The sequence below is a fragment of the Kitasatospora sp. NPDC094016 genome (genome assembly GCF_040304045.1).
In the GTDB taxonomy this organism is placed as follows: domain Bacteria; phylum Actinomycetota; class Actinomycetes; order Streptomycetales; family Streptomycetaceae; genus Kitasatospora.
The window spans coordinates 1-24133 of record NZ_JBEOUK010000010.1; the positions used below are offsets into that span (position 1 = coordinate 1).

At 73.4% G+C, this 24133-nt stretch carries 16 protein-coding genes, 1 tRNA gene and 1 rRNA gene; 6 read left to right on the forward strand and 12 right to left on the reverse strand.

Going from position 1 to position 24133, the window contains the following annotated elements:
• Positions 1-85: ribosomal RNA gene (locus ABT015_RS12355) — 16S ribosomal RNA — on the reverse strand; the annotation flags it as partial.
• A gap of 714 nt (positions 86-799) precedes the next feature.
• Between ABT015_RS12355 and ABT015_RS12360 the strand changes: the two genes are divergently transcribed.
• From ABT015_RS12360 to ABT015_RS12370, 3 genes are read left to right on the forward strand one after another with little or no spacing between them, the layout of a single operon-like run.
• Positions 800-1312, forward strand: a complete 513-nt coding sequence (locus ABT015_RS12360) for a (2Fe-2S)-binding protein (RefSeq protein WP_350878793.1) — start codon at positions 800-802, stop codon at positions 1310-1312.
• The gene (locus ABT015_RS12365) at positions 1309-2307 is read left to right on the forward strand and encodes an FAD binding domain-containing protein (RefSeq protein WP_350878794.1); all 999 of its coding nucleotides are present in this window, start codon (positions 1309-1311) and stop codon (positions 2305-2307) included. The genes ABT015_RS12360 and ABT015_RS12365 overlap by 4 nt, the downstream gene beginning before the upstream one ends.
• A complete protein-coding gene (locus tag ABT015_RS12370; RefSeq protein WP_350878795.1) occupies positions 2304-4433 on the forward strand; it encodes a xanthine dehydrogenase family protein molybdopterin-binding subunit in 2130 nt (709 codons plus the stop codon). The genes ABT015_RS12365 and ABT015_RS12370 overlap by 4 nt, the downstream gene beginning before the upstream one ends.
• Positions 4434-4592: 159 nt before the next feature.
• Here ABT015_RS12370 and ABT015_RS12375 read toward each other — a convergent pair whose 3' ends face one another.
• The 6 genes from ABT015_RS12375 to ABT015_RS12400 form a co-directional block, all read right to left on the reverse strand.
• Complete coding sequence (locus ABT015_RS12375; RefSeq protein ID WP_350878796.1) at positions 4593-4943, reverse strand: hypothetical protein; 351 nt, start codon at positions 4941-4943, stop codon at positions 4593-4595.
• 49 nt (positions 4944-4992) lie between these two features.
• Entirely contained in the window at positions 4993-5604 is a 612-nt protein-coding gene (locus ABT015_RS12380; protein ID WP_350878799.1) for an SMI1/KNR4 family protein, read from the reverse strand.
• A gap of 347 nt (positions 5605-5951) precedes the next feature.
• Positions 5952-6028 (reverse strand) — tRNA-Met (locus ABT015_RS12385).
• 203 nt (positions 6029-6231) lie between these two features.
• Positions 6232-7383, reverse strand: coding sequence for a methyltransferase domain-containing protein (locus ABT015_RS12390; protein WP_350878800.1), 1152 nt, complete (start codon positions 7381-7383; stop codon positions 6232-6234).
• 350 nt (positions 7384-7733) lie between these two features.
• Positions 7734-8942 (reverse strand): RICIN domain-containing protein, encoded by a 1209-nt coding sequence (locus tag ABT015_RS12395; protein WP_350878801.1) that lies wholly within the window; start codon positions 8940-8942, stop codon positions 7734-7736.
• Positions 8943-9376: 434 nt separating this feature from the next.
• Positions 9377-10270: a LysR family transcriptional regulator gene (locus ABT015_RS12400; RefSeq protein WP_350878802.1), complete on the reverse strand. Its 894-nt coding sequence runs from the start codon at positions 10268-10270 to the stop codon at positions 9377-9379.
• 123 nt (positions 10271-10393) lie between these two features.
• Between ABT015_RS12400 and ABT015_RS12405 the strand changes: the two genes are divergently transcribed.
• A complete protein-coding gene (locus ABT015_RS12405) occupies positions 10394-11269 on the forward strand; it encodes an NmrA family NAD(P)-binding protein (RefSeq protein WP_350878803.1) in 876 nt (291 codons plus the stop codon).
• A gap of 291 nt (positions 11270-11560) precedes the next feature.
• On the opposite strand, the gene ABT015_RS12410 is transcribed toward ABT015_RS12405, so the two are convergent.
• The 3 genes from ABT015_RS12410 to ABT015_RS12420 form a co-directional block, all read right to left on the reverse strand.
• On the reverse strand, positions 11561-11881 hold the full coding sequence (locus ABT015_RS12410; RefSeq protein ID WP_350878804.1) for a hypothetical protein: 321 nt from the start codon (positions 11879-11881) through the stop codon (positions 11561-11563).
• Positions 11882-12127: 246 nt separating this feature from the next.
• Positions 12128-20602, reverse strand: a complete 8475-nt coding sequence (locus tag ABT015_RS12415) for a type I polyketide synthase (protein ID WP_502897299.1) — start codon at positions 20600-20602, stop codon at positions 12128-12130.
• Positions 20603-20799: 197 nt separating this feature from the next.
• Positions 20800-21000: a hypothetical protein gene (locus ABT015_RS12420; protein WP_350878807.1), complete on the reverse strand. Its 201-nt coding sequence runs from the start codon at positions 20998-21000 to the stop codon at positions 20800-20802.
• Here ABT015_RS12420 and ABT015_RS12425 point away from each other — a divergent pair.
• Complete coding sequence (locus tag ABT015_RS12425) at positions 20989-21132, forward strand: hypothetical protein (RefSeq protein WP_350878809.1); 144 nt, start codon at positions 20989-20991, stop codon at positions 21130-21132. The genes ABT015_RS12420 and ABT015_RS12425 overlap by 12 nt on opposite strands.
• A gap of 86 nt (positions 21133-21218) precedes the next feature.
• On the opposite strand, the gene ABT015_RS12430 is transcribed toward ABT015_RS12425, so the two are convergent.
• Positions 21219-21596, reverse strand: coding sequence for a winged helix-turn-helix transcriptional regulator (locus ABT015_RS12430; protein WP_350878810.1), 378 nt, complete (start codon positions 21594-21596; stop codon positions 21219-21221).
• A gap of 140 nt (positions 21597-21736) precedes the next feature.
• Between ABT015_RS12430 and ABT015_RS12435 the strand changes: the two genes are divergently transcribed.
• Positions 21737-22720, forward strand: a complete 984-nt coding sequence (locus ABT015_RS12435) for an NADP-dependent oxidoreductase (protein WP_350878812.1) — start codon at positions 21737-21739, stop codon at positions 22718-22720.
• A 79-nt stretch (positions 22721-22799) separates the two neighbouring features.
• Here ABT015_RS12435 and ABT015_RS12440 read toward each other — a convergent pair whose 3' ends face one another.
• Entirely contained in the window at positions 22800-23891 is a 1092-nt protein-coding gene (locus tag ABT015_RS12440; protein WP_350878813.1) for a polyprenyl synthetase family protein, read from the reverse strand.
• Positions 23892-24133 lie beyond the last annotated feature (242 nt).

Sequence of the window (24133 nt, forward strand, 5' to 3'; positions counted from 1 at the left end):
ACCCCGAAGGGCTTCACCGTTCGACTTGCATGTGTTAAGCACGCCGCCAGCGTTCGTCCTGAGCCAGGATCAAACTCTCCGTGAATGTCTACCCGCAGTGCTTAATTAAAAGCGTCGGGCGGCACCCGCGTTGAGCGGCACGGCAACCACCGGAATAGGGCGGTCCCGCGCACTGCGTCCTCGCTAGTGTTTTACTTCAAAAGGAATCTCCAACCCCGATCAGACGATCGAGGCCGGGGATGTCAACATATCTGGCGTTGACTTTTGGCACGCTGTTGAGTTCTCAAGGAACGGACACTTCCTTCGGACCGCCTTCCAGCGGGCCCTCCGGGCGCTTCGTTCTTTCGTGTTCCCAGCTTACCAGATGTTTTCCGCTCCGTTTCCGGCGCTTCGTTCATCCAACTCGCTGGTGTCTTCTGCGGCTTGACGCCCCGTCCGACGTTTCAAACTCTAGCCGATCCCCACTCCGAAAAGCGAATCAGCCGCAATCCAATAAAACGAACACGCCGAATAGGAACCAGCCGCGACAAGACGCGACCCGGCCCGAACCAGGGCATGGCATTTCAAGAGGATTGGCCGCCCCGGGACCGTCCGCGCCGATGCGTGTCCGGTGCTCCCTGCCGAGCGACTAGGGAACACTACCCCTGGTCGGCGCCCAAGACAAGTAAGGACCGCGCGGCCACCACACGGGACCGAACCGGTGGTTCCGGGTCCCCCGGATGCGGGCTCCGTCCCGGCGGTGGAAGGCATCACCGTGCCGGCCGGCGCGGTCGGCAGCCGACCGACCCCCGAGGAAGCCATGGATGTGGCCAGTACCGTCACGCTCTCCGTCAACGGTGACCAGCACACCCTTGAGGTGGACCACCGCCGCACGCTGCTCGACCTGCTGCGCGAGCGGTTGGCGCTGACCGGGGCGAAGAAGGGATGCGACCACGGACAGTGCGGGGCGTGCACGGTGCTGCTGGACGGGCGGCGGGTGAACAGCTGCCTGGTGCTCGCGGTCGCCCAGGACGGAGCCGCGGTCACCACGGTCGAGGGCCTGGCCGCCGACGACCGGCCGCACCCCCTCCAGCGGGCGTTCATCGAGTACGACGCGTTCCAGTGCGGCTTCTGCACGCCCGGGCAGCTCTGCTCGGCGGTCGGGATGCTCGCAGAGGCGGCGAAGGGCTGGCCGAGCGCCGTGACGGACCCCGACCCGCAGGCGCCGTCGCCGCTGGACGAGGCGGAGATCCGCGAACGCCTCAGCGGCAACCTCTGCCGGTGCGGCGCCTACCCCGGCATCGTCCGCGCCGTCCGGGAGGTCGCCCCGTGAAGCCCTTCGGCTACCACCGGCCCGCCGACGTCGCCTCGGCCGTGGCGATGGCCGCGCAGGTCCCAGGAGCCAGGTTCCTCGCCGGCGGCACCAACCTGGTCGACCTGCTCAAGCTCGGCGTGGAGGCGCCGGAGCTGCTGGTGGACGTGAGCCGGCTGCCGCTCGGCCTGGTGGAACCACTCCCCGACGGCGGCCTGCGGATCGGCGCGACGGTGCCCAACAGCGAGCTGGCCGCGCACCCGCTGGTCCGGCTGCACTATCCCGCGCTGTCCCAGGCCCTGCTGTCGGGAGCGTCCGGGCAACTGCGCAACCTCGCCACCACCGCCGGCAACCTGCTCCAACGCACCCGCTGCCCGTACTTCCAGGACGTCACCAAGCCGTGCAACAAGCGCGTCGCCGGCTCCGGCTGCCCCGCGCGCGAGGGCGTGCACCGGGATCTGGCCGTACTGGGGGCCTCCGCGGCCTGCGTGGCCACCCACCCGTCCGACCTCGCGGTGGCACTGGCGGCGCTGGACGCCGAGGTGCGGCTGACCGGTCCGACCGGTTCCCGTTGCTGCCCGCTCACCGAGTTCTACCGGCTGCCCGGGGACACCCCCGCCCTAGAGACCGGGCTGCGCCCCGGCGAGCTGATCACCGCGGTCGACCTGCCACCGCCGTGGTCGGGCACCCGCTCGGCCTACCGCAAGGTGCGCGAGCGGGCCTCGTTCGCCTTCGCCACCGTCTCGGTCGCGGCTGTACTGGTGGTGCGCGAGGGGAGGGTGGCACGGGTCGCACTGGCACTCGGCGCAGTGGCGGCGAAGCCCTGGCGGGCGACGGCCGCCGAGCGGGCGATGCTCGGGCAGCCCGCCACCGAGGAGGTCTTCAGGGCCGCGCTGGACGCCGAGCTGGCGGCCGCCCGGCCGCTGCGGGACAACGCGTTCAAGGTGCCGCTGGCACGCGAGGCGGCCGTACGGGTCCTCGCCGACCTCACACCGCAGCAGGAGGACTCCGAATGACGGCTCACCGGGACCGCCAGGAACACCAGGGCCGCCAGGAGCAGCAGGAGCACGGGGACACCTCGCTCACCCGGGTGGAGGGGCCCGACAAGGTCACCGGCCGCGCCCGGTACGCGGCCGACCACCACCCGGCCGGCACCGCCTACGCCTGGCTCGTCACCGCCGCACTCGCGCGCGGCGTAGTGGACGCCGTCGAGGACGCCGACGCCCTCGCCGACCCGGCCGTCCTCGCGGTGATCACCCACCGCAACGCCGAACGGCTGGCCCCGACCGACGACCCGACGCTGGCCGTGCTCCAGTCCGCGCGGATCGCCCATCACGGGCAGCCGGTCGCGCTGGTGGTCGCCGAGACCCCGGAGGCCGCCCGGGCCGGCGCCCGCGCGCTGCGGATCAGCTGCACCCGGGAGCCGCACGACGTCCTGCTGACCGCCGACCACCCGGGCCTCTACACCCCCGAGGAGGCGAACGGCGGCTACCCCGCGGAGCGTGCCAGAGGCGACTTCGACAACGCCTACCGGACCGCGCCGCACCAGGTGGACGCCACCTACCGCCTGCCGCCGCTGCACAACCACCCCATGGAACCGCACGCCGCGACGGCCACCTGGGACGGCAGCCGGCTCACCGTTTACGACGCCAGCCAGGGCTCCGGCAACAGCCAGGAGAACCTGTCGAAGCTCTTCGGCCTGCGCGCCGAGGACGTCCTGGTGGTCAGCGAGCACGTCGGCGGCGGCTTCGGGTCCAAGGGCACCACCCGGGCGCCCACGGTGCTGGCCGCGCTGGCCGCCCGCGCGGTCGGGCGGCCGGTCCAGCTCTGCCTCGCCCGCGCCCAGCTCGCCGACCTGGTCGGGCACCGCTCCCCCACCGTCCAACGGGTCCGGATCGGCGCCGACAGCACCGGCCGGATCTCGGCGCTCGCCCACGAGGTGGCCACCCGCACCTCCACCCTGCGCGAATTCGTCGAGCAGGCCGCCGTCCCCGCCCGGATGATGTACGCCGCACCGCACAGCCGCACCGTCCACCGGGTCGCCCGGCTCGACGTGCCCACCCCCTCCTGGATGCGGGCACCCGGCGAGTGCCCCGGCATGTTCGCGCTCGAGTCCGCCATGGACGAACTGGCCCTGGCCTGCGGCCTCGACCCCGTCGAGCTGCGGATCCGCAACGAACCCGCGTTCGATCCGGACAGCGGGAAGCCGTTCAGCAGCCGCCGCCTGGTCGAGTGCCTGCGCGAGGGCGCCCGGCGCTTCGGCTGGGCCGACCGCGATCCCCGCCCCGGGGTCCGCCGGGACGGCCGGCTGCTGCTCGGCACGGGAGTGGCGGCCTCGACCTACCCCGTGCTGGTAGGTCCCGCGGCCGCGGAGGCGCACGCCCGCCCCGACGGAAGCTTCCTGCTGCGGGTCAACGCCACCGACATCGGCACCGGGGCGCGCACCGCGCTGGTGCGGATCGCCGCCGACGCCCTACGGGTCGCCCCCTCACACGTCGAGCTGCGGATCGGCCGCAGCGACCTGCCGAAGGCGCCGCTGGCGGGCGGCTCCTCCGGCACCGCCTCCTGGGGATGGGCCGTGCACCGGGCCAGCGAGGAACTGCGCACGGCACTGGCCGAGCACGGCGGGCGGCCGCCCGCCGACGGGCTGACCCGACACGCCGACACCACCGAGGAGGTGGGAAGCACCGGCCAGGAGTACGCGCGGCACGCCTTCGGCGCGCAGTTCGCCGAAGTCCAGGTCGATCAGGACACCGCCGAGGTGCGGGTGCGCCGCCTGCTCGGGGTGTTCGCGGCCGGACGCATCGTCAACCCGCTGGCCGCGCGGAGCCAGCTGACCGGCGCGATGATCATGGGGCTGTCGATGGCCCTGCTGGAGCACAGCACCACCGACCCGTCCTTCGGCGGGCACGTCGAACGCGACCTGGCCGCCTACCACGTCGCCGCGCACGCCGACGTCACCGCCGTCGACGCGCACTGGATCGACGACCCCGACCCCCACCTCAACCCGATGGGCTCCAAGGGGATCGGCGAACTCGGCATCGTGGGGACGGCGGCGGCGATCGGCAACGCCGTACACCACGCCACCGGCGTCCGGGTCCGCGAACTACCCATCCGCCCCGAGTCCCTGATCGGCCACTGACCCGACGCCGCCCGGACACCACCGCCCCCGGCCCGACTTCGCCTGCGGGGACGCCTGTCGGAGGCCGCCGTGCTCCGTAGTGCTGCTGCCGGAGCGTCAGCGGCGAGGATCTCATTGAAGACGGCATTTTCCAGGAACGACAAGCGCAAGCTCCCGTGATCAGAACCTGCAGTGCCACCAGGCCAGTTCGGAAGCTGCCCGCGGTTCGTGGTGGGTCCGCCGCAGCAACACCGCGTCCAGATCGTCGACCTGTGCTCGTAGTTCGCCTGCGGCTCGAGGAGGAAGCATGAAGACAACCTCTTCGAGCTTGTCGCGGGCCCAGCCTTCGCCGCAGCAGAGGCAGGTGAATTCGGCCTCCCACGGCCGCCAACGTCGCTTGGTCCCGTGGGCTCGGGCGGACCACACGCTCACGGCCGTGGCGACGATGCCGGGAATCAGTCGATCGCGCTCCAGGCAGCGGATGGCAGCGTTTGCGGGTCCTGACACGCGCGGGACATCGCGGTAGCGCACCCATGGACTACTCCATGATCGTTGGCGCGATCGAAATGATGCTGGCGTCCTATGCGGCATGGCCCCTTCCGCCGCGATTCCCGTGCTGCCTCAGGATGCGGTCGACCGGAGCTCGCAGGGCGGGTGAGGTCAGTTCCAGGTCGCGGTTGTCGCGACCGTCGAGCATGTGGTCGAGCCAGCGTTCGTACCAGGCCAGGAAGTCGGTGGCCGACGAGACGTTGGGGCCCCAGAAGCCGTCGGCGTTCCCGGTGACGACGCAGCCGGCCAGGGGCCCTGTGATACCGAGAAGCACCAGGTCGGTGCACCCTGCCTCGATGATGTGCAGGAAAAGGTCACTTCGGTGAGACGGGCCGCCGGCGAACGTGAACCCCCGAGGGCGGCCGGGCTCGCCTCGGGGGTCCATCGTGAACAGCCGACATGGCGGCAACGGCAGCAGGCCGTAGAAAGGCGAGGCTCCGCCTCCGCCCAGTGTGGTCAGGAAGCTGCGGTAGGGATCAGGCAGTTCGACGTGGTGGTCGGCCTCGAACTCGGCGACCTTCGCGTCCGGCAACGGGGGTTCGAGGCGGAACCCGTGCTTCTCTTCACCGAAGGAGTGGCTTCGCAGTGCGGCATAGGGCACCTTGGCGAGTTTGCGTCGGATGCGGGCGATCCGGGAGTCCATGCGAACTCTTCTCTCTGTCCTCCCGCAAACTACCTGCTCACCGGCAAGGGTGTCACCAGTGTGATCGGCTGCCCGTAAGCAGCTTCGGAGGAGGTCGCCAGCTCGATTCATGCGTCGGACAGACGGTACGGGTCGCCGAAGGGATCCCCTCCCAGCACAGCGAAGTCCAAGAGGATCACATGATCACGCTCCAGCCACGACGGATCACCATGAAAGAGGACCCGACAGCACGAACGAGAACGAGTGGGAATCCAGGAGATCGGCGTTGTCGGCGGGCGGCCGATTCGACGAGGCGAAGGATGCCGATGGGGCGGACGCGCAGTGCGCGTCCGCCCCATCGGCGTTCGTGGTAGCGGGGACAGGATTTGAACCTGCGACCTCTGGGTTATGAGCCCAGCGAGCTACCGAGCTGCTCCACCCCGCGTCGGTAGTACCGACCGTACGGCACCAGTCGGCGATCACCTAATCGGTCTCCCGGCAGTCCTTCGCGGGGCCCGGCGGAAATCACTCAGGCCGCCCGCCTTGCCGCCGCCCGGCGATACGCCCGCGCCAGGAGCGAGCGCCGGGGGCCGAGGGCCGGCGGCTGACATCGCCGACAGGTGATGCGGCGGGGGCGCGACTGTCGCTCTACTCGCGGTGCCCCGGGAGGGGATTGCCGGGCTTGTCCAGCCAGGCCGCCTGTCCGGCAGGTGTCACCGTGAGCCCGTACCGCTCGTAGCCAGGGCGTCCGGCGGCCGTCCACCGGGTGTAGGCGGCCTCCGCCTCCTCCCACAGCTTCCGGGGCCCGGACTGGCGGACCTCGAACCGGGATTCCCCGGGCACGGAGTCGACCGTTGCCCAGGACGTGACGGCCGTGTCGAACAGCCACCACGTCCAGCCGCCGTCACCGAACTCGTTGCGCCGGTAGTACACGTCCGGCAGAGCGAGGGCGCAGGCGAACTGTGCAAGCCAGTCGCCCCCGATGGCTTCGGGGTCTAGGCTCGTCCAGGACTGCCCGGAGTCGCCCGGCCATTCACCGGGCAGGTAGTCGTCCACCGGAGTGCCCTGGTAGCGCTGCTGCCGCAGCATCATGAACGCCGCTGACCGGGTGAACGGACCGCTCGCCGTCCCGTCGCCGTCCACCGTGAGCCGCGCAACCGCCCCGCCGCCCAGCAGCGGTGAGAGGGGGCTGACGATCACCCCGCCCGGCCGGGTTTGTGCTACCCAGGCGGGCGGGATGTCCCGCAGTGACACGGTGGAGATGATCCGGTCGTACGGGGCGCGTGCGCCCCACCCGAGCGAGCCATCCCCGCACACGACTTCGGGGGTGTAGCCGGTCCGGCGAAGTGCGGTGCGGGCTTGCGCGGTGACCTGCGCGTCCACCTCGACGGTGGACACCATCTCGGCGCCCAGGCGATGCGCCAGCAAGGCCGCGTTGTAGCCGGTGCCCGTCCCGATTTCGAGCACCCGATGCCCGGGGACCGCGTCCAGGTCGGACAGCATCTCGGCCACCATGGTGGGCATGGATGCCGACGACGTGGGAGTACGGTGGTCGCCGTCCCCGGCACCGTCGTCCCACTGCGTGACGATCGGCAGGTCGCTGTAGGCGAGCCGCATCCACCGCTCGGGTTCCTTGGCCCGGCTGCACTCGGTGTCGCCGCCGTCCTCGTCCGCCCAGATGGTGTCGGGGAGGAACGCGTGTCGCGGCACGGCCGCCACGGCCGGAGCCCATTCGGTGGGCAGGGAACCGGCGTCGGTGAGCGCCGCCACCAATGCGGTCCGCTGCTGTTCGGGGGTCAACTCTTCTTGTGCTTCGGTGCCGGAGTCGGCTGCTGGCCGTCCTTCGAGGGGCTCGGGCCGATGGCCGGCGAGCCGGGCTTGGCGTGCCCGCCGCCCCTACCGTCGTTCGGCCCACCCTTGTTCTCGTCTCCCATGGTCAGCGTCCCTTCTCGGTTCGGCTCGCAGGGGCGGTGCTGTTCCCGCTGCGCCCGAGGGCGCAGCGGGTACCTACCGTACGGCAGGGGGCATACCCCGCCCCGGGCGGAATGGACCTCAACCAACAGCCCGGGACAGGAGTTCGGAGACGGCCTCACCCCGACCCAGGCGGGTGCCGGGGCGGGGTGCGTCGGGTCAGCGTGCGCGGGTGACCGCTACTGGAGCCTCCACTGCTGGTTCCAGGCGTTGTTGCAGGTCCAGACGCCGAGCGCCTTGGCGTCCTCGTCGTAGGTCAGGCAGTCCTGGTCGGTGATCCGGATCTGGTACTGGCCGCCGCCCGCGCTGACGAGCTGCCACTTCTGCGCGTCGGCGCCGGTCCACGGCTTGGCCTCGGCGAAGAAGGTCTTGGTGTTCTCGGTCAGCGCGAGCCCGGAGACGGCACTGGTGATCTTGTACCGGCCGTTGCCCAGGGCGGTGAACTGCCAGGCGGAGTTCTTGGCGCCGCCGGCGGCGGCCAGGATCGAGGACCCCGTGACCACCGGCCCCCGACCGTTCTTCACCTTGGGGTGGTGCAGCCCGGCGATGCCGGCACCACCACCGCTGCCGCCCTTGCCGCCCCCGCCCTTGCCGCCGCCCTGGTGCGCGGGGATGGCCGGGGTGGTGCTGGTGTCGCCGCCGTCGCCGTCGTCGTTGCCGTCGTCGTTGCCGTCATCACCGTCGTCGCCGTCGTCGTGCGCGGGGATGCCGGGGGTGCCCGGGGTGTCGGTGATCGGGGTGCCACCGCTCTTGGGGACGCCCGGGACCGTGATGTCGCGGGCGGGGAAGTGGATGATCCGCTTGCTGTCGACGCAGCGGATCAGCACACACGACCTGGTGGTGCTCACGGTCCGGTCGGAGTCGGAGCCGACGAAGGCCCAGTTCCCGTACCCACCGTCACCCTTGTTGGTGAAGGTCGAGTCACCCGCGAAGACCCAGATGCGGAAGTCGTCGTAGCCTGCCGGGCCGCCCTGCGAGTCGTGGTGCTGCAGCTTGACGGTGGTGTCGACCAGCACTCCGGTCATGTTCGCCTCGTACACGTTGCGGAACCAGATGGTGTCGTAGAGGTCGGTGCCGTCGTACTTGAACACCATGACGTTGTAGCCGGGAGCCGCGGCACTCAGTTGGCCGGCCATGCCCTGGGTGAACGCGGCGTTGTCGGCCTGCGCCTGGAGGGCCGCGCTGCGGAAGCCGCCGATCATGGCACCGATGGAGTTGATCAGAGCCGTGGTGCAGTTGCCGCCGCCCACGCTGCTCTGGCCGTCGCAGTCGGCTGCGGCGGCCCGCTGCGGCGAGACCATCAGACCGGCAACGGCCAGGCCCGACAGCAGGACGCCCGCGACGGCGCGTTGGGCGGGCGTGTGGGACCGGCGGGAGAGACCGCGCATGCCGAAGTACCTCGATCACTGGGAGTGGTGAAGTTCGCCTGTGGGGAAGCGGCGATGCTCGGATGCTAGGTCGGCCCGAACGCCGCGCCCCGGGTTCCTGACAGTTCCCTGATGGATCACTGATGGATCACTGATGACCTGTTGGCCGACGGGCGGCAGCGTCGAACCGGAGTCTCGATCGGGTGGCTGTGGCGGCAGCCGCACATGAAAACAGGGCCTCCTGGTAGCTCGCGCAGGGCATCTACGCCAACACGCTGTCCAGGTGGCTCTGTTCACGAGGTACGACAGCAATTGTCCACCACTTCGGACAACACCTGGACGACGAAGGGAATCGAACGAGGCTGGCACCGACAGTCGATGGCGGTGATGAGGAGTGTCCGTAGGGGGCTGGTGCTCTGGCAGGATCTGTGGCGCCGGGCTGCGACGGATACGGGTCAGGTAGTCGTGCTCGGCATGAGGGACTGTGTTCGTGCGGCTGCGACGGTGCAGGCGGCGCGCACGAAGGCGGCGACGGCCGGTGAGCGTGCGTCCTGGGGCCAGGCGACGGCCAGCGTGGAGTCCGGCAGATCGTTGACCGGCAGGTAGGCGATCTCGGATCGCGGATAGCGCCGGGCCACCGAGGCCGGAGTGAAAAACACGACGCTGCCCGTCTCGACGAGGCTGAGGATCTCCGACAGGTTCGAGGCCGGTCGAGCCGCCTCGGGCCGGGGCTCGACGGGTCGGCCGAGGCCGGCAGAGGCGCCGCCGGGGAGCTTGCGGCCGGCCAGGTCGGCCAGGCACAGTCGGGTCCGGGCAGTCAGCGGGTCGGCGGCGGCCACGGCGACCAGGACCGGCTCGGTCAGCAGCGGCTCGCTGTCCAGGCCGCGGGTGTCGAAGGGGCACAGCACGAGTCCCACGTCGGCGAGGCCGTCGCGCAGTGCCTGCGGCTGCTCGCCGAACCCTCCGAGGACCAGCTCCGGTGGCGGGGCCGCGTCATCGGCACGGTAGGCGTCCAGGATCTGCGACAGCAGGCCGCCGTCGACGTCGGCCTTGAGTGCGATCCGCAGCCGCGGTGACGCGCTGCCTGCCTGTCGGGCCCGGCAGGCTGCGGCGGTGACCGCCTCCAGGGCGGTCCGGGCGTCGCGCAGCAGGACTTCCCCGGCTGCGGTGAGCTTCACCTGCCGGGTGGTGCGCTCGAACAGCGCCACGCCGAGCTGCCGTTCGAGATTCCGGATCGTGCGGGACAACGGGGGCTGCGCCATGCCCAGCCGGGCGGCTGCGCGCCCGAAGTGCAGTTCTTCCGCGACTGCGACGAAGTACCGGAGTTGCCGGACCTCAAGGTCATTCATATCACCAGGGTATCAATGGCGACCGAACTGGTCCTTCACCCGCGCTGTCGCGCCAGGTTGACTCGGAACCGTCCGGCAACGCCCTCGGCGCTCCGCCGTCCACTGTCTCTCACGGAGGTACTCATGATCGTCATCACCACGCCCACCGGCGATATCGGCCGACAGGTTCTGGACCACGTCCTGGACAGCGGTGAGGCGGTCCGCGTGATCGCCCGCGACCCCTCCCGGCTGTCGGCGCGCGTGCATGCCCAGGCCGAGGTGCTGGAGGGCTCCCACGGCGATGCGGACACGATCACGAAGGCGCTTGAAGGCGCCGACCGCATGTTCTGGCTCGTGCCCCCGGCCGCATTCACCCGCACCGACGGCGCCAGGCGCTACTACGTGGAGTTCACCCGGGCCGCCTGCCGGACGGCCGCGAGCCGGGGCGTGCGGGTCGTGGGCGTGACGTCCCTGGGCCACGGCTACCAGGGTGAGGCCGGGCTCCTGTCGGCCGCGCTGGCAATGGACGAGCTCTTCGAGGGCTCCGGCGTGCACTACCGGGCGCTGGCCCTGCCGTTCTTCATGGAGAACCTGCTCCGCCAGGCCCCGGCGATAACGGAGCAGGGAACGTTCTCCATGGCCAACGCCGCAGACCGGCCGCTGCCGACCGTTGCCACCCGGGACGTCGCCGCCACAGCAGCGGCACTCCTCCTCGACACCTCCTGGAGCGGCCACGCGCGCGTCGCTCTGGTCAGCCCCGACAACCTGACCCCCGACGCCATGGCCGAGGCCATCTCCGACGCCTTGGGCCGCACGGTCCGCTACCGCCAGACCCCGCTCGCGGACTACCAGGCCGCGATAGTGCAGCGCGGTGCGAGCCAGGCAATGGCGCAGGATTTCGCGGTCATGGTCGAGGCACAAAACAACGGAGTCTACGACGCCGAAGCCCACGGCCCAGGCACCGCCACCGGCTTCCGCCAGTGGTGCCAGGACACCCTCAAGCCGGCCGTCCAGTCCTGACATCGCGCCGAACCGCCCACTCCGCGAGCGACGTTCCCGCCGCATACAACGCTCCGGACCGCCCGCCCGTTGACCGTCGAACTCACAGTCGCCCGAGTCGAACATCAGCAAAACCCGGTGCTGTCCGAAGCGGTGAACAATTGCTGTCGTATCTCGTGAACAGAGCCATCCAGGAGGCCCCGTTGTCGCATCTGCACGGCATCGTGGGGGCGGCCGGCGCGGGGAACTCGGGTACGGCCGCCGGACGGCCTCGCAGTCGGTCCGGCGGTGGGTGAACGGGTGGGGCGAGGGTCAGGTGATGGCCGCGAAACTGCCGACGTTCACGTCTTCCCGGGCCCCGTCCGGGTCCAGCAGGGAAGAGACCCTCGACCGGCAGTTGCGGTCGGTGTACAGCCGGATGGGGCCACTGGTGAAGTTCACGATCGTGGTGTCGGGGCCGAGGCCGCGGTGGCACTCGCCGGGCACCGGGTCCGTGACCTCCTCCCGTTCGTCCCCGCGATCCATGATCACGACGCCGGGGGCCGCCGAGGCCGTGGAGGGGCTGACCAGGGACAGAGCAAGGACGCCGGCGGTGGCCACGACCGCCGCGCGCGGGCTGAAGCGCAGGTGCATGAGGGGACTCCCGTGCTGGGTTCGTCAGGGGGCATCGACGGGAGCCCGGGGACCCGCGTCGCGCGGCGCCCCATGACTCCCGATCACCCGTTACCCCACCCCGGCACCACCTCCACGGGGCCGTACCACGCTTCACTCGAACGGGGGTTCGCTCGCGCACCCGGCGACCGGTTCCGGGGGCGTGGGAAGTCGGCCGGGCCGACTTCCCACGCCCCTGGCTGCACGCACTGATCCGAAAGGCAGGACTTATCCGGTGCGGCCGAGGGAGTCGATCCAGGTGCGGATCGCGGCCGCCGTCGTGGCGGCGTCCTCCCGTGCCAGGGAGAGGTGGTCGCCGGGCACCTCGACGCGCTCGTGCGGCAGCGGCCACGACGTGCGCCAGGAGTCGCCGTCCGCGCGCGCCGCCATCAGCGGGGTCGGCCGCGCGGCCCCGACGAGGAGGGTCGGGGTGTGCACGGACTCCGGGCGCCAGTCCAGGAAGAGCCCGGTGTAGGCGCCCATGGCCGCGACGGCGGCGTCCTCGTCGCCGGTGGACCCGTCCGCGCACACGCCCGCACACACGTCCACACCGAGGTGCGGGGCCGGCGGGGCGGCCAGGGCGGTCAGCCAGTCCGTGGAGTGGTTGCCCTGGTGGACGAGATACGTGTCGATCAGCACCTGTCCCAGGGGGGCGGATCCACCGAGTTCGAGGCGTCGGGTCACGGCGTGCGCGACGGCGCCCCCGGCGGAAGCACCGACCAGGACGACGGGCCGGTCGCCGGCGTGCCGCAGCACCGTCTCGGCGTGGAGGCGGGCGAGTGTCTCCCGGTCGGCCGGAACGGCGTACCCCGTGCCGATGCCCGGGTGCGGGAACTCCAGGACCTCCAACTCGCCCTCGAAGCAGGCGTGCAGGGCCGCGAACCCGCCGCCCGGGAGGGCGGGGAACGGGCGGTGGTCGGGGAAGAAGGCCACGACCGGGGAGCCGGCGCGGCCCCGGGCCCGGCGCAGCGGCGGCACGGTGTGCTCCGCGGCGTCGTCGGCGCCGAACGTCGCGGCGGCCGAGGACGCCGCGACCACCAGGTGCATCGCGGCCGCCGGCCGGCCCTGCTCGCAGAGCGCGCGGTACAGCGCCGCGAGCGTCTGCGCGGGACGGCCGGTGGGCGGTGCGGGCCGGATGCCGGGCCGCTCACGCGGTGTGCCGTCGGGCCGGTCCTTGAGCAGGCCATCGGGCAGGTCGTCGGGCAGGTCGTCGAGCAGGTCGAGTACGTGACGGGCGAGGTCCTCGATCGCCGGGTGCTCGAACACGACGGCCGCGGGCAGCCGCAGGCGCAGGGCCGTGCTCAGCCGGCTGCGGAACTGGACGGCCGTCAGGGAGTCGAAGCCGAGCTCGGCCAGGGTCCTGCCGGCGGGCAGGTCCTGCGCGCCGGGGTAGCCGAGCACCGCGGCCACGTCGCCGCGCAGCAGTTCCGTGAGCGCGGCCCCGCGCTCCGCGGCGGGCAGCCCGGCCAGCAGCGTGCGCCACGCTCCGGGCTCCGAGCCCTCCCGGTCCCGGGGGCCCGGGGACGGTTCGGTCGCGCCGCTCCGCGCCTCGGCGGCGGGCCGGCCGTGGCGCGCCAGGTCGCGCAGCGGCGGCGGTAGTCGCCCTGCGGCGGCGCGCAGCGCGGCCCGGTCCAGCAGGACCGGCGCGAGTACGGGGGCTCCCGTCCGCAGTGCCGCGTCGAACAGGGCCAGTCCTTGGGCGGGGGTGAACGCCCGGACCACGTCGTCGGGCCTCGGGTGCCCCACTCCCTCGGTCAACCGGGCTGCCATGCCCGCGTCGTGACCCCACAAGCCCCACGCCAGCGAGACGGCGGGCAGACCGGCGGCGGCCCGGTGCCGGGCGAGCGCGTCCAGGAACGAGTTCGCCGCGGCGTAGTTGCCCTGGCCCGCCCGGCCCAGCACGCCCGAGACCGAGGAGAACAGGACGAAGGCCGACAGGCCCCGGTCACGGGTCAACTCGTGCAGGTGCCAGGCCGCGTCCGCCTTCGGCCGCAGGACCGCCGCCAGCCGCTCGGGGGACATCGCGGCCAGTGCTCCGTCGTCGAGGACCCCGGCGGCGTGCACGACGGCGGTCAGCGGGGGGTCGCACTGCTCGATCAGCTCGGCGAGCCGGGCCCGGTCGGCCACGTCGCACGCGACGATCCTGACCTGCGCGCCCCGCTCCGACAGACTCGCGCGCAGGGCGTCGGCGCCCGGTGCGCGCGGGCCGCGCCGCCCGGTCAGCAGCAGGTGGCGGACCCCGTACGCGTCGACCAGGTGCCCGGCCAGGTCCGCGCCCAGCGCTCCGGTGCCGCCGGTGATCAGCACCGTGCCGTCCGGGTCGAAGGTGCCGGAGCGGCGGGGCGGGGCACTCTCGGCCGGCCAGGGCTCGGGCAGGTGGGCCGCCGCCGGGGCGCCGACCAGCCGTGGCACCGTCGCCCGACCGGCGCGCAGGGAGAGTTGGGGCTCGCCGCCGGCGGCCGCCGCGGGCAGCAGGCGCAGGGAGGCGGGGTCCTCGTCCACGTCGATCAGGACCGCGCACCCCGGCAGCTCCGACTGCGCGGTGCGCACCAGCCCCCAGACCGCTGCTCCCGCCAGGTCCGGCGTGGGTGCGGTGGCGTTCCGCGTCACCACCACGAGTCGCGAGCCCGCGGTGGCCGGATCGTCCTGCCGGTCCTGGAGGAGCTTGAGCACCCGCGTGGTCAGCAGGTGGACGTCGGCGAGCGGGTCGCGGTCCGATTCCGATTCCGAGCCGACGGCGGTGACCGCCAGGTGGCGGGGCGGGGCCGCGCCGTCCGTGGGTGAGGAGGGGTCGGCGAGGGGGACGAAGGCGCCGAGGTTCAGCTGGTCCGGCCCGAGAACCGTCCAGCCTGCCGACTGCGGTGCCCCGCTGGGCAGTGCGACGGGGACCCAGTCGGGGCGCAGCAGGGCGCGCTGGGCGATGTCCTGCCCGGGATCGCGGTGCCCGGCCGGAAGTTCCCTGGTGGAGAGGGAGTTCACGCGAGCCACCAGGCGGCCCGCCGGGTCGGTGAGCGTGATCGAGAACGCGCCGTCCTCCGAGGCGGGGCCTGCCTCGCCGACCGGGGCGATCCGCACCCGGACCGTCGACGCCTCGGCGGCGTGCAGGCACACGCCGCTCCACTGGAACGGCACCCGGGCGCCGCCAACCTCCGTGCCAACCTCCGTGCCAACGTCCGTGCCCGCGTCCGTGCCCGCGTCCGTGCCCGCGTCCGCATCCGGGCCGCTTCCCTGAGCGGACGCGGCGAGCATCGAGGCGTGCGCGGCGGCGTCCAGGAGCGCGGGGTGGATGCCGTACCGGCCTGCCTCGGCCGTCCACGGCTCGGGCAACCGGACCTCCGCGAACACCTCCGCGCCCCGCCGCCACAGCGCGCGCACACCGCGGAACGCGGGCCCGTAGGCCAGCCCGCGCTCCACCGCGGCCTCGTAGGCGCCGGCGGGTTCGATCTCCACGGCGCCGGGCGGCGGCCACTGCGTCAGGCCGTGCCCCTCCGGTGCCGTCCCCGGCTCGGGTGTGCGGGCGAGCAGGCCGGTGGCGTGCGGCGTCCAGGCGGGCTCGGCGGGCTCGGCGGGCTCGACGGGCTCGGTGGGCTCCAACGGTCGCGCGTGGATCTCGACGGTCCGTCGGCCCGAGTCGTCCACCGCCCCCACCACGACCTGGACCCGCACCCCCGAGGCGGGCAGGGCCAGCGGCCGCAGGATCACGAGCTCCTCCAGCGTGCCGCAGCCGACCGCGTCGCCCGCGCGCACGGCCATCTCGACGAACGCCGCCCCCGGCACGAGCGGCGCCCCGCCGACGACGTGGTCGGCGAGCCACGGCTGGGCACTCGCCGACAGCAGGCCGGAGAGCACCGTGTGCCCGGTGCCCGGCACCTCGAACGGCGGGCCGAGCAGCGGATGCTCGCCGGGGCCCGGGCGGGCCCCCGCCCCGGCCGGGCGCTGCGGGTCCAGCCAGTACCTCCGGCGCTGGAAGGCGTAGGTCGGCAGCTCCACGCGCCGCAGCCCGCGCCGCAGCCCGCGCTCCGCGAACACCGCGGGCCAGTCGACGCCGGCGCCGCGCACGTGGAGCCGGGCCACGGCCGCCAGCAGCGTGTCCGGCTCCCGCTCGCCGTCGCGGGCCGCGAAGGCGAACACCGGGCCGCCGTCCTGGACGGCCGGGCACTCCTGCGCGTACGCGGTGAGCACGGGCTGCGGGCCGAGTTCCAGGAAGCCCCCGACGCCGTCGGCGCCCAGCCACTCCACGGCTTCGGCGAACCGCACGGGAAGCCGCGCGTGCCGCACCCAGTAGTCCGCGGAGCCCAGTTCCTCGGGCGCCGCCCGAGATCCCGTCACGGTGGAGACCACCGGAATCCGCGGCAGCCGGAACTCCAGCGTCTCGGCGACGCGGCGGAACTCGTCGAGCACCGGCTCCACGAGCGGCGAGTGGAAGCCGTGGCCGACCTTGAGCCGCGTGCTGCGGCGGCCGCGGGCCTCGAACCGCGCCGCGACGGCGAGGACCGCGTCCCGCGCGCCGGAGACCACCACCGCGCGCGGTCCGTTGACCGCGGCGATCGCCACGCGGTCTGCCACGTCCGCGAGTTCGGGCAGGACCTCGTGCTCCGCCGCGTCGAGGGCCACCATCGCCCCACCCTCGGGCAGCGCCCGCATCAGCCGCCCGCGCGCCGCGACCAGGCGTACGGCGTCGGCGAGGTCCAGCACTCCGGCGACGTGCGCGGCCGCCAACTCGCCCACGGAGTGCCCCGCCAGGAAGTCGGCCCGCACGCCCCAGGACTCCACCAGCCGGAAGAGCGCCACCTCGTAGGCGAACAGGGCGGCCTGGGTGAAGTCCGTGCGGTCGAGCAGGGCGTCCGGCGAGCCCGGCTCGGCGCGGATCACCGTACGCAGCGGCCGTTCGAGTTCGCCGTCCAGCGCGTGGCAGACCTCGTCGAAGGCCTCGGCGAACACGGGGAACGCCTCCCGCAGCTCCTCGCCCATCCGCGTGCGCTGCGCGCCCTGCCCGGTGAACAGGAAGGCGGTACGGGTGCGTGGGTCGGCCAGGCGCGTCAACGCCCCGGCACCGGACGTGCCGGCACCGGACGTGCCGTCGCCGGGCGGGCCGTCGGCGGGCGGGCCGTCGGCGGGCGGGCCGTCGGCGATCGCCCGGAGTCCGGCCAGCATGCGCGCACGGTCCGCGGCCGGCACCATCGCCCGGTGCGTGAGCGCCGACCGCGACACCGCCAGCGAGAAGCCCACGTCCGCCGGCGAGAGGCCCGGCCGGGCCGCGACGTGGTCGGCGAGCCGTCGCGCCTGGGCCCGCAGGGCCGCCTCGTCGGCCCCGCCGACCAGCCACGGCACTGCCGCTGGCGACACCGGCCCCGGCGGCGGCGCGGGTTGCCGGCTCGGGGCGCGGTCGGCGGCGGTCGGCTCCTCGATGATCACGTGCGCGTTGGTGCCGCCGATCCCGAAGGCCGACACGCCGGCCCGGCGCGGTCGGCCGGCGGGCGCGGGCCACGGCCGGGCGGCGGTCAGCAGCTCGACCCGGCCCGCGGACCAGTCGACGTGCGGGGTGGGGGCTGCCACGTGCAGGGTCCTGGGCAACTCGCCGTGCCGCATGGCCTGGGCCATCTTGATGATCCCGGCGACTCCGGCGGCGGCCTGGGTGTGCCCCAGGTTGGACTTGACGCTGCCCAGCCACAGCGGGGGGTCCTCCGGCCCCCGGCCCCGGCCGTAGCCCGCGAGCAGCGCCCGCGCCTCGACGGGGTCGCCGAGCGCGGTGCCCGTCCCGTGCGCCTCCACGGCGTCCACCTCGTGCGCGCGCAGCCCGGCGTCCGCCAGCGCCAGCTGGATCAGGCGCTGCTGGGCGCGGCCGTTGGGCGCGGTCAGGCCGTTGGACGCGCCGTCGGAGTTGACGGCGCTGCCGCGCACCACTGCCAGCACCGGGTGACCGTTGCGGCGCGCGTCGGACAGCCTCTCCAGCACCAGCACCCCGGCGCCCTCGGCCCAGGCGGTGCCGTCCGCCGTCGCCGAGAACGACTTGCACCGGCCGTCGGGCGCGAGGGCGCGCTGGCGGCTGAACGCGACCAGCGGGTTGGGCGTCGCCATGACCGTGACGCCGCCGGCCAGCGCCAGCGAGCACGCGCCCGAGCGCAGCGCCTGGGCCGCTTGGTGCACGGCGACCAGCGAGGACGAGCACGCCGTGTCGACGGTGATCGCGGGCCCGCGCAGGCCGAACACGTAGGAGAGCCGGCCGGAGGCCACGCTTCCGGCCGAGCCCAGGGCGAGGTGGGCCTCGAGTTCGTGCTCGGTGAAGCGGGAGGCGTAGTCGCCGTACATCACGCCGAGGAAGACGCCCGTGTCGCTGTCCCGGACGGACGCCGGGTCGATCCCGGCCCGTTCCCACGCCTCCCAGGTGACCTCCAGCAGCAGCCGCTGCTGCGGGTCCATGGCGAGCGCCTCGCGCGGCGAGATGCCGAACAGGCCCGCGTCGAACTCGGCGGCGCTGTGCAGGAATCCGCCGCTGCGCGTGTAGCAGGTGCCGATCCGGTCCGGGTCGGGGTGGTAGAGGGCGGCGAGGTCCCAGCCCCGGTCGGTCGGCAGGTCCGAGATCGCGTCCCTGCCCTGAGACACCAACTCCCAGAGCCCTTCGGGGGATTCCACGTCGCCGGGGTAGCGGCAGGCCATGGCGACGATCACCACCGGGTCCCGGTCGTACGGCTCCTCCGGCTCGGCGGTCCGCGGTGCGGTGGTGCGCGGTGCGGTGGTCGTGTGTACGGCGGGCTCAGCGGGTGCGGCGGGCTCGGCGGTGAACAGTTCGGTGTGCAGGTGGCGGGCGACGGCGGCCGGGGTGGGGTGGTCGAAGACCAGCGTCGTCGGCAGGCTCAGCCCGGTCGACGCCGCGAGCCGGTCGATCAGCTCGATGGCGCCGAGCGAGGTCAGCCCGAGGTCCGCGAAGGGCGTGTCCGCGTCGAGCCCCGTCTCCGGCGCGCGGCTGCGGACCCGGGCCGTCTCGGCGCACACCCTCTCGCACAGCGCGCGTTCCTGCTCCTCCCGGGGCAGCGACAGCAGCCCGCGGTCCAGGGAGCCGCCGCCCGGGGCCGGGGCCGGCGCCGCAGCCGGGTCGCTGAGCACCGCATGGCGGACGATCTTGCCCGACGGCGTGCGCGGGACGGCCGCGATCTCGCGGACCTCGACGGGGACCTTGTGGTCCGCGAGCCGCGAGCGGCAGACGTCGAGCACCAGCCGCGGGTCCAGGCCCTCCGGGCCGGGCACCACGAAGGCGACCGGGACCTCCCCGAGGACGGCGTGCGGCAGGCCGAGGACCACGGCGTCCCGCACCCCGGGACAGCCCCGCAGGACGTGCTCGACCTCCGTGGGGTGGATGTTCTCGCCGCCCCGGATGATCAGTTCGCTGACCCGGCCGGTGAGGACGAGGTGGCCGTGTTCGGCGCGCCGGCCGAGGTCCCCGGTCCGGTACCAGCCCTCGCGCAGCGCGGCGGCCGTCGCCTCCGGCTGCTCGTGGTAGCCCGTCATGAGATTCGGACCGCTGACCCAGATCTCGCCCTCGCCGCCCGCGAGGACGTCGACGCCGCTGTCCGGATCGACCACGCGGACCTCGACGCCGGGCACCGGCAGTCCGCAGGACCCGTCGACCCGGGGGCCGTTCGGGCGGGCCACCGCGATCGCGCCGCAGGTCTCGGTACTGCCGTAGACGTCGAGCAGCGGCGCGCCGAGCGTCTCCTCCACCGCCCCGCGCAGCTCGGGCGGACACGGCGCGCCCGCCGTGACGCAGAGCCGCAGCCCGGGCCGCGGCGCGGGGAGCGGGGTGTCCTTCGCCGAGGCCATCAACCGGTGGTAGGTCGTGGGGACGCCCGCCAGGAGGGTGAACGGCCCGCCGAGGGCGGCACTCGGGGTGCGCAGCGTGCGCCACAGGTCGCCGGGCGTCAGGCCCTCGCCGGACGTCGGCAGTTCGCCGGCGATCGCGGTGCTCGCGCCGACGGCCGTGGTGCCCAGGATCGCGAGGGAGTGCCCGAAGCTGTGGAACAGCGGCAGCGGCCACAGCAGCCGGTCCTCGGGGGAGAGCCCGAAGACCGGCGCGTAGCAGGCCGCCACCGACCACAGTGCGCCGCGCTGCGTGGAGAGCACGCCCTTGGGGCGGTGGGTGGTCCCGGACGTGTAGAGCAGCCAGGCCGGGTCGTCGAGCCCCAGGTCGTCGGGGGCCGCGGGCCCGTCGCTCCCGGCCCCGGTCCCGCTCCCGGTCGCGGCCTCGGCCTCGACTTCGAAGAGGACGGTGCCGTCGGGGGCGTTCGAGGGGATCGGGCCCGCCCCGGTGAGCACGGTGTGCAGGCCCCGGTACGCGGCGCCGAGGCGGTGGAGCTGCGCGAGGTGCGCGGGGTCGGTGATGACGGCCGAGGCGCCGCTGTCCCGCAGGTAGTAGTCGAGTTCGTCGTCGGAGGAGCGGGGATTGAGCAGGACACCGACCGCCCCCGCCCGCAGCACGGCGAGGCAACCCTCCACCAGCTCCACGCAGTTGCCCAGGCAGAGTGCCACCCGATCGCCGCGCCGCACCCCCGCCCGCACGAGCGACCCGGCCAGCCGCCCGGTCCGCCGCTCCAACTCGGCATAGCTGACGCCGCGCGAGAAGTCGTGGAACGCGACCCGGTCCGCCGACCGCTCGGCGTGCCTCTTCAGCAACTCCGGCAGCGGCCGCACCAGATCGTCATACCGCAGTTCACCACTCACGCCCCGGCTCCGACCTCTCGCCACTCGCGACCCGCTCCCCCGCCGATCTCCTCCGTACCCAGTAACACACGGGCACAGACCCGGGCCTGCGGACTCGCCGCAGCTGCGCTTACGTCCGCTGAGGAACTGCGGCGCTTCTTCGAAGCAGCGCCCCGGACGGGAGGATCGGCGGTGGCCGCCGGACGTCACGAATGGAATCGGACGCGGACGATGACGGCGTCCTCCGGCAGTTCGCGGAGGTACCGGTCCGCGAAGTCGAAGTACGCGTTGGCCGCGACCGGCTGCTGCGGCGTGGGGGTGTAGTCGAAGCGGTCGATCCATCGGCCGTCGAGGGTGAGCAGGACATTGGTGGTCTGAACCCGTATGGCGGCTCGATGGGCGTGCACCTGCACCACAACCGGCTGCTCGGCATCGACCCGGAGGCCGAGGACCACGCCCGCTCCGTCGCCTGCGGCACGATGGAGGCCCAGCGCGGCCGCCGCCTGAGCCGGCCCCGGGTTCACGGGCGAACCGGGTGACCGCGTGCCGACCGTCAGCGGCGTGCCGAACCCTCGGCTGCGTGCTGAACCCTCGGCTGCGAGAGCCGGTCGCGGCCAGTGCCCGGCTACCCCGCGACCGGCTCCGGACGGAAGGCCTGGTCGATGTTCTCCTCGACCCAGGAGCGAAGCGCGTTCAACGGCACTGCGGCGCTCTGGCCGAGGGGGGTGAGGGAGTACTCGACGTGCAGGGGGACGACGGGGTACACGGTGCGGTCGAGGATGCCGAAGTCCTCCAGGCGCCGCAGGGTCTGGGTCAGCACCTTGGGGCTGACGCCCTGGAGGCGGCGCTGGAGTTCGCCGAACCGCTGGGGACCGTCGTCGAGCGCGCCGATGGCGAGGGCGGCCCACTTGTTGGCGAGCAGGTCGAGCAGGATGCGACAGGGGCACTGGGCGGCGTAGACGTCGTGCTGCGAGTGCTCGCCGCTGGGGCAGGTGGTCGTCATGCTCACTCTCCTCACCAGGACACTTCCCGATGGGAAGTACTAGCCCTTGAAGGTAACCATACCTGCGGGGATAGCGTCGCCGACATCGAGGAACGGCCGCTGAACGGCCATCCACACTCTGATGCTTCGGGAGATGACGCATGTCCGCAGACACGATGCGCGCGGTGGTCCAGGACACGTTCAGCGGGCCGGAGGCACTGCGGGTCGCCGAGGTGGCGCGCCCGGTGCCGCTGCCGACGGAGGTGCTGGTGCGGGTGCACGCGGCCGGGATCAACCCGGTGGACTGGAAGACCCGCGGCGGCTCCGGCATGGCCGGCCTGCTGGGCGAGCCGCCGTTCACGCTCGGCTGGGACGTGTCCGGCGTGGTCGAGGAGGTCGGCTTCGGCGTGACCACGCTGAAGGCCGGTGACGAGGTGTACGGCATGCCGTGGTTCCCGCGCGCCGCGAACGCCTACGCCGAGTACGTGACCGCCCCGGCCCGGCAGTTCGCCCGCAAGCCGGCCACGCTCGACCACGTGCACGCCGCCGCCGTGCCGCTGGCGGCACTGACCGCCTGGCAGGCCGTCGTCGACACCGCCCGGGTGCGGGCCGGCCAGCGGGTGCTGGTCACCGCCGCCGCCGGCGGGGTGGGCCACTTCGCGGTCCAGTTCGCCCGCCACCTGGGCGCCCACGTGATCGCCACCGCCAGCGCCGCCCGGCACCCCTGGCTCAAGGAGCTCGGCGCCGACGAGGTGATCGACTACACCAGCACCCGCTTCGAGGACGCCACCGCCGACATCGACGTCGTCATCGACCTGGTGGGCGACGACCACGACCTGACCAGCACCCGTTCCCTGAAGGTCCTGCGCCCCGGCGGCCTGCTGGTCGCCATCCCGGCCGGCGTCTCCCCCGAGCTGGCCGCGGCCGCCGAGGCGGCCGATGCGCGGGTCACCCCGTTCCTGGTCGAACCGGACGGCGCCGCGCTGACCACGATCGCCGCGCTGATCGACGCCGGCGAGGTCGCCGTCGAGGTGGAGCGGACCTTCCCGCTGGAGCAGGCCGGGGCCGCTCATGCCCGCGGCGAGGCGGGCCGCACCCGCGGCAAGCTCGTCCTCACCACCGAGATCGGGCCCGGAGCCAACTGACCGCCGCTCAGGATCGGACGGGATTCCCCGCCCGCCCCTCGCCCGTCCTCCGCCCTCCCGGTCGCGGGCTCACCTCACCTCACCGGGCTCGCTCGACGCTCCACCTCGGCAGGTACTCGAAGAACGCGACCGCCTCCTCCCGCCACCTGGGGCGCCAGGCTGCGGCTTCCGCGGCGGCCGCGTGCGCGAAGCGCCGCATCTCCGCCCGCATCCGCTCCGGGACGCCGTGGCGGTGGGCGAGGTCGCGGATGGCGGCGATGGTCTCCTCGGTGCAGGCTCCGTCGCCGAGTGCGGACTCCACCACGTCCCGCTCGGCGTCGGTGGCCGCCGCCAGGACGGCGCGGACGGTGTAGTTGCGCCGCCCCTCCCGGATGTCCGTTCCGGTGGGCTTGCCCATGGTCCCCGCGTCGCCGAAGAGGTCCAGGTAGTCGTCGCGCAGTTGCCCGCAGATCCCCACCAGCCGGGCGTAGCGGCGAAGTTCCCCGTCGTGGGCGGCGGGCTGGACGCCTGCGGCGAGCAGTCCCAGCTGGAGCGGGGCGAGGACCGAGTAGCGGGCGGTCTTGTAGTCGGCCACGTCGTGCAGCACCTCCTCGTCCGGGTCCGCGGTGAAGTCCCGTTCCAGGTCGATGATCTGGCCGACGAACGTGGCCGTCGCCGCTCGCGTCTGCACCTCGACCATGGCCTGTCGGACCGGGAGCGGGGCCCGGGAGTCGAGGAGCACCTGGAGGGACAGCGCGAGTGCGAGGTCGCCGGCGAGGAGGGCGAGCCCGAGCGCGGCCTGCGGCCGGTCGGGGAACCGCCCCCGGTAGGCGTAGTAGGTGGAGGGCCCGCCCCGGCGGGTGGGGCTGTCGTCGATGATGTCGTCGTGGACCAGCCCGTGGGTCTGGAGCAGTTCGATGCTCAGCGCGGCGTCGTCCAGCCCCGCCACGGGTTCGGCGGTCACCAGACGGGCGGCCTCGAAGAGCAGGGCCACCCGCATCCGCTTGCCGCCGCGCAGCGACAGGTCCCGCAGCAGGGCCAGGCAGTCCGGGGTGAACCGGCTGGACGACGGAGCGTCGAAGGTGGCGGCCAGGTCCTGGAAGTACTGCTCGGCCAGCGTGCCGAACCTGCGCTCGTACCCGGCGAGACGGGCCCGGATCTGCTCGGTGGGGGCGGCGGCGGTATCGGTCACGAAGATGTCTTCCGTTCGGGCGGGGACGCGTGCCCGCGCAGGCGCGGTGGTGCCACGGATCCCGGTGGTGGTCCGTCACCCATGCTGCCCCATCGGCCTCCCGGTCCGAGCTGCCGGGGAGCACGGTCCTGGCCGGGGGCGGCTCCCGGAGCCAGCTCCCGGGTGCGGTCTCGTCCTGGGTACGGACGAACTCCCCTGCCCCTGAATGGTCCTCTTGGTCAAGGCCGGGAATCACCGGCGCC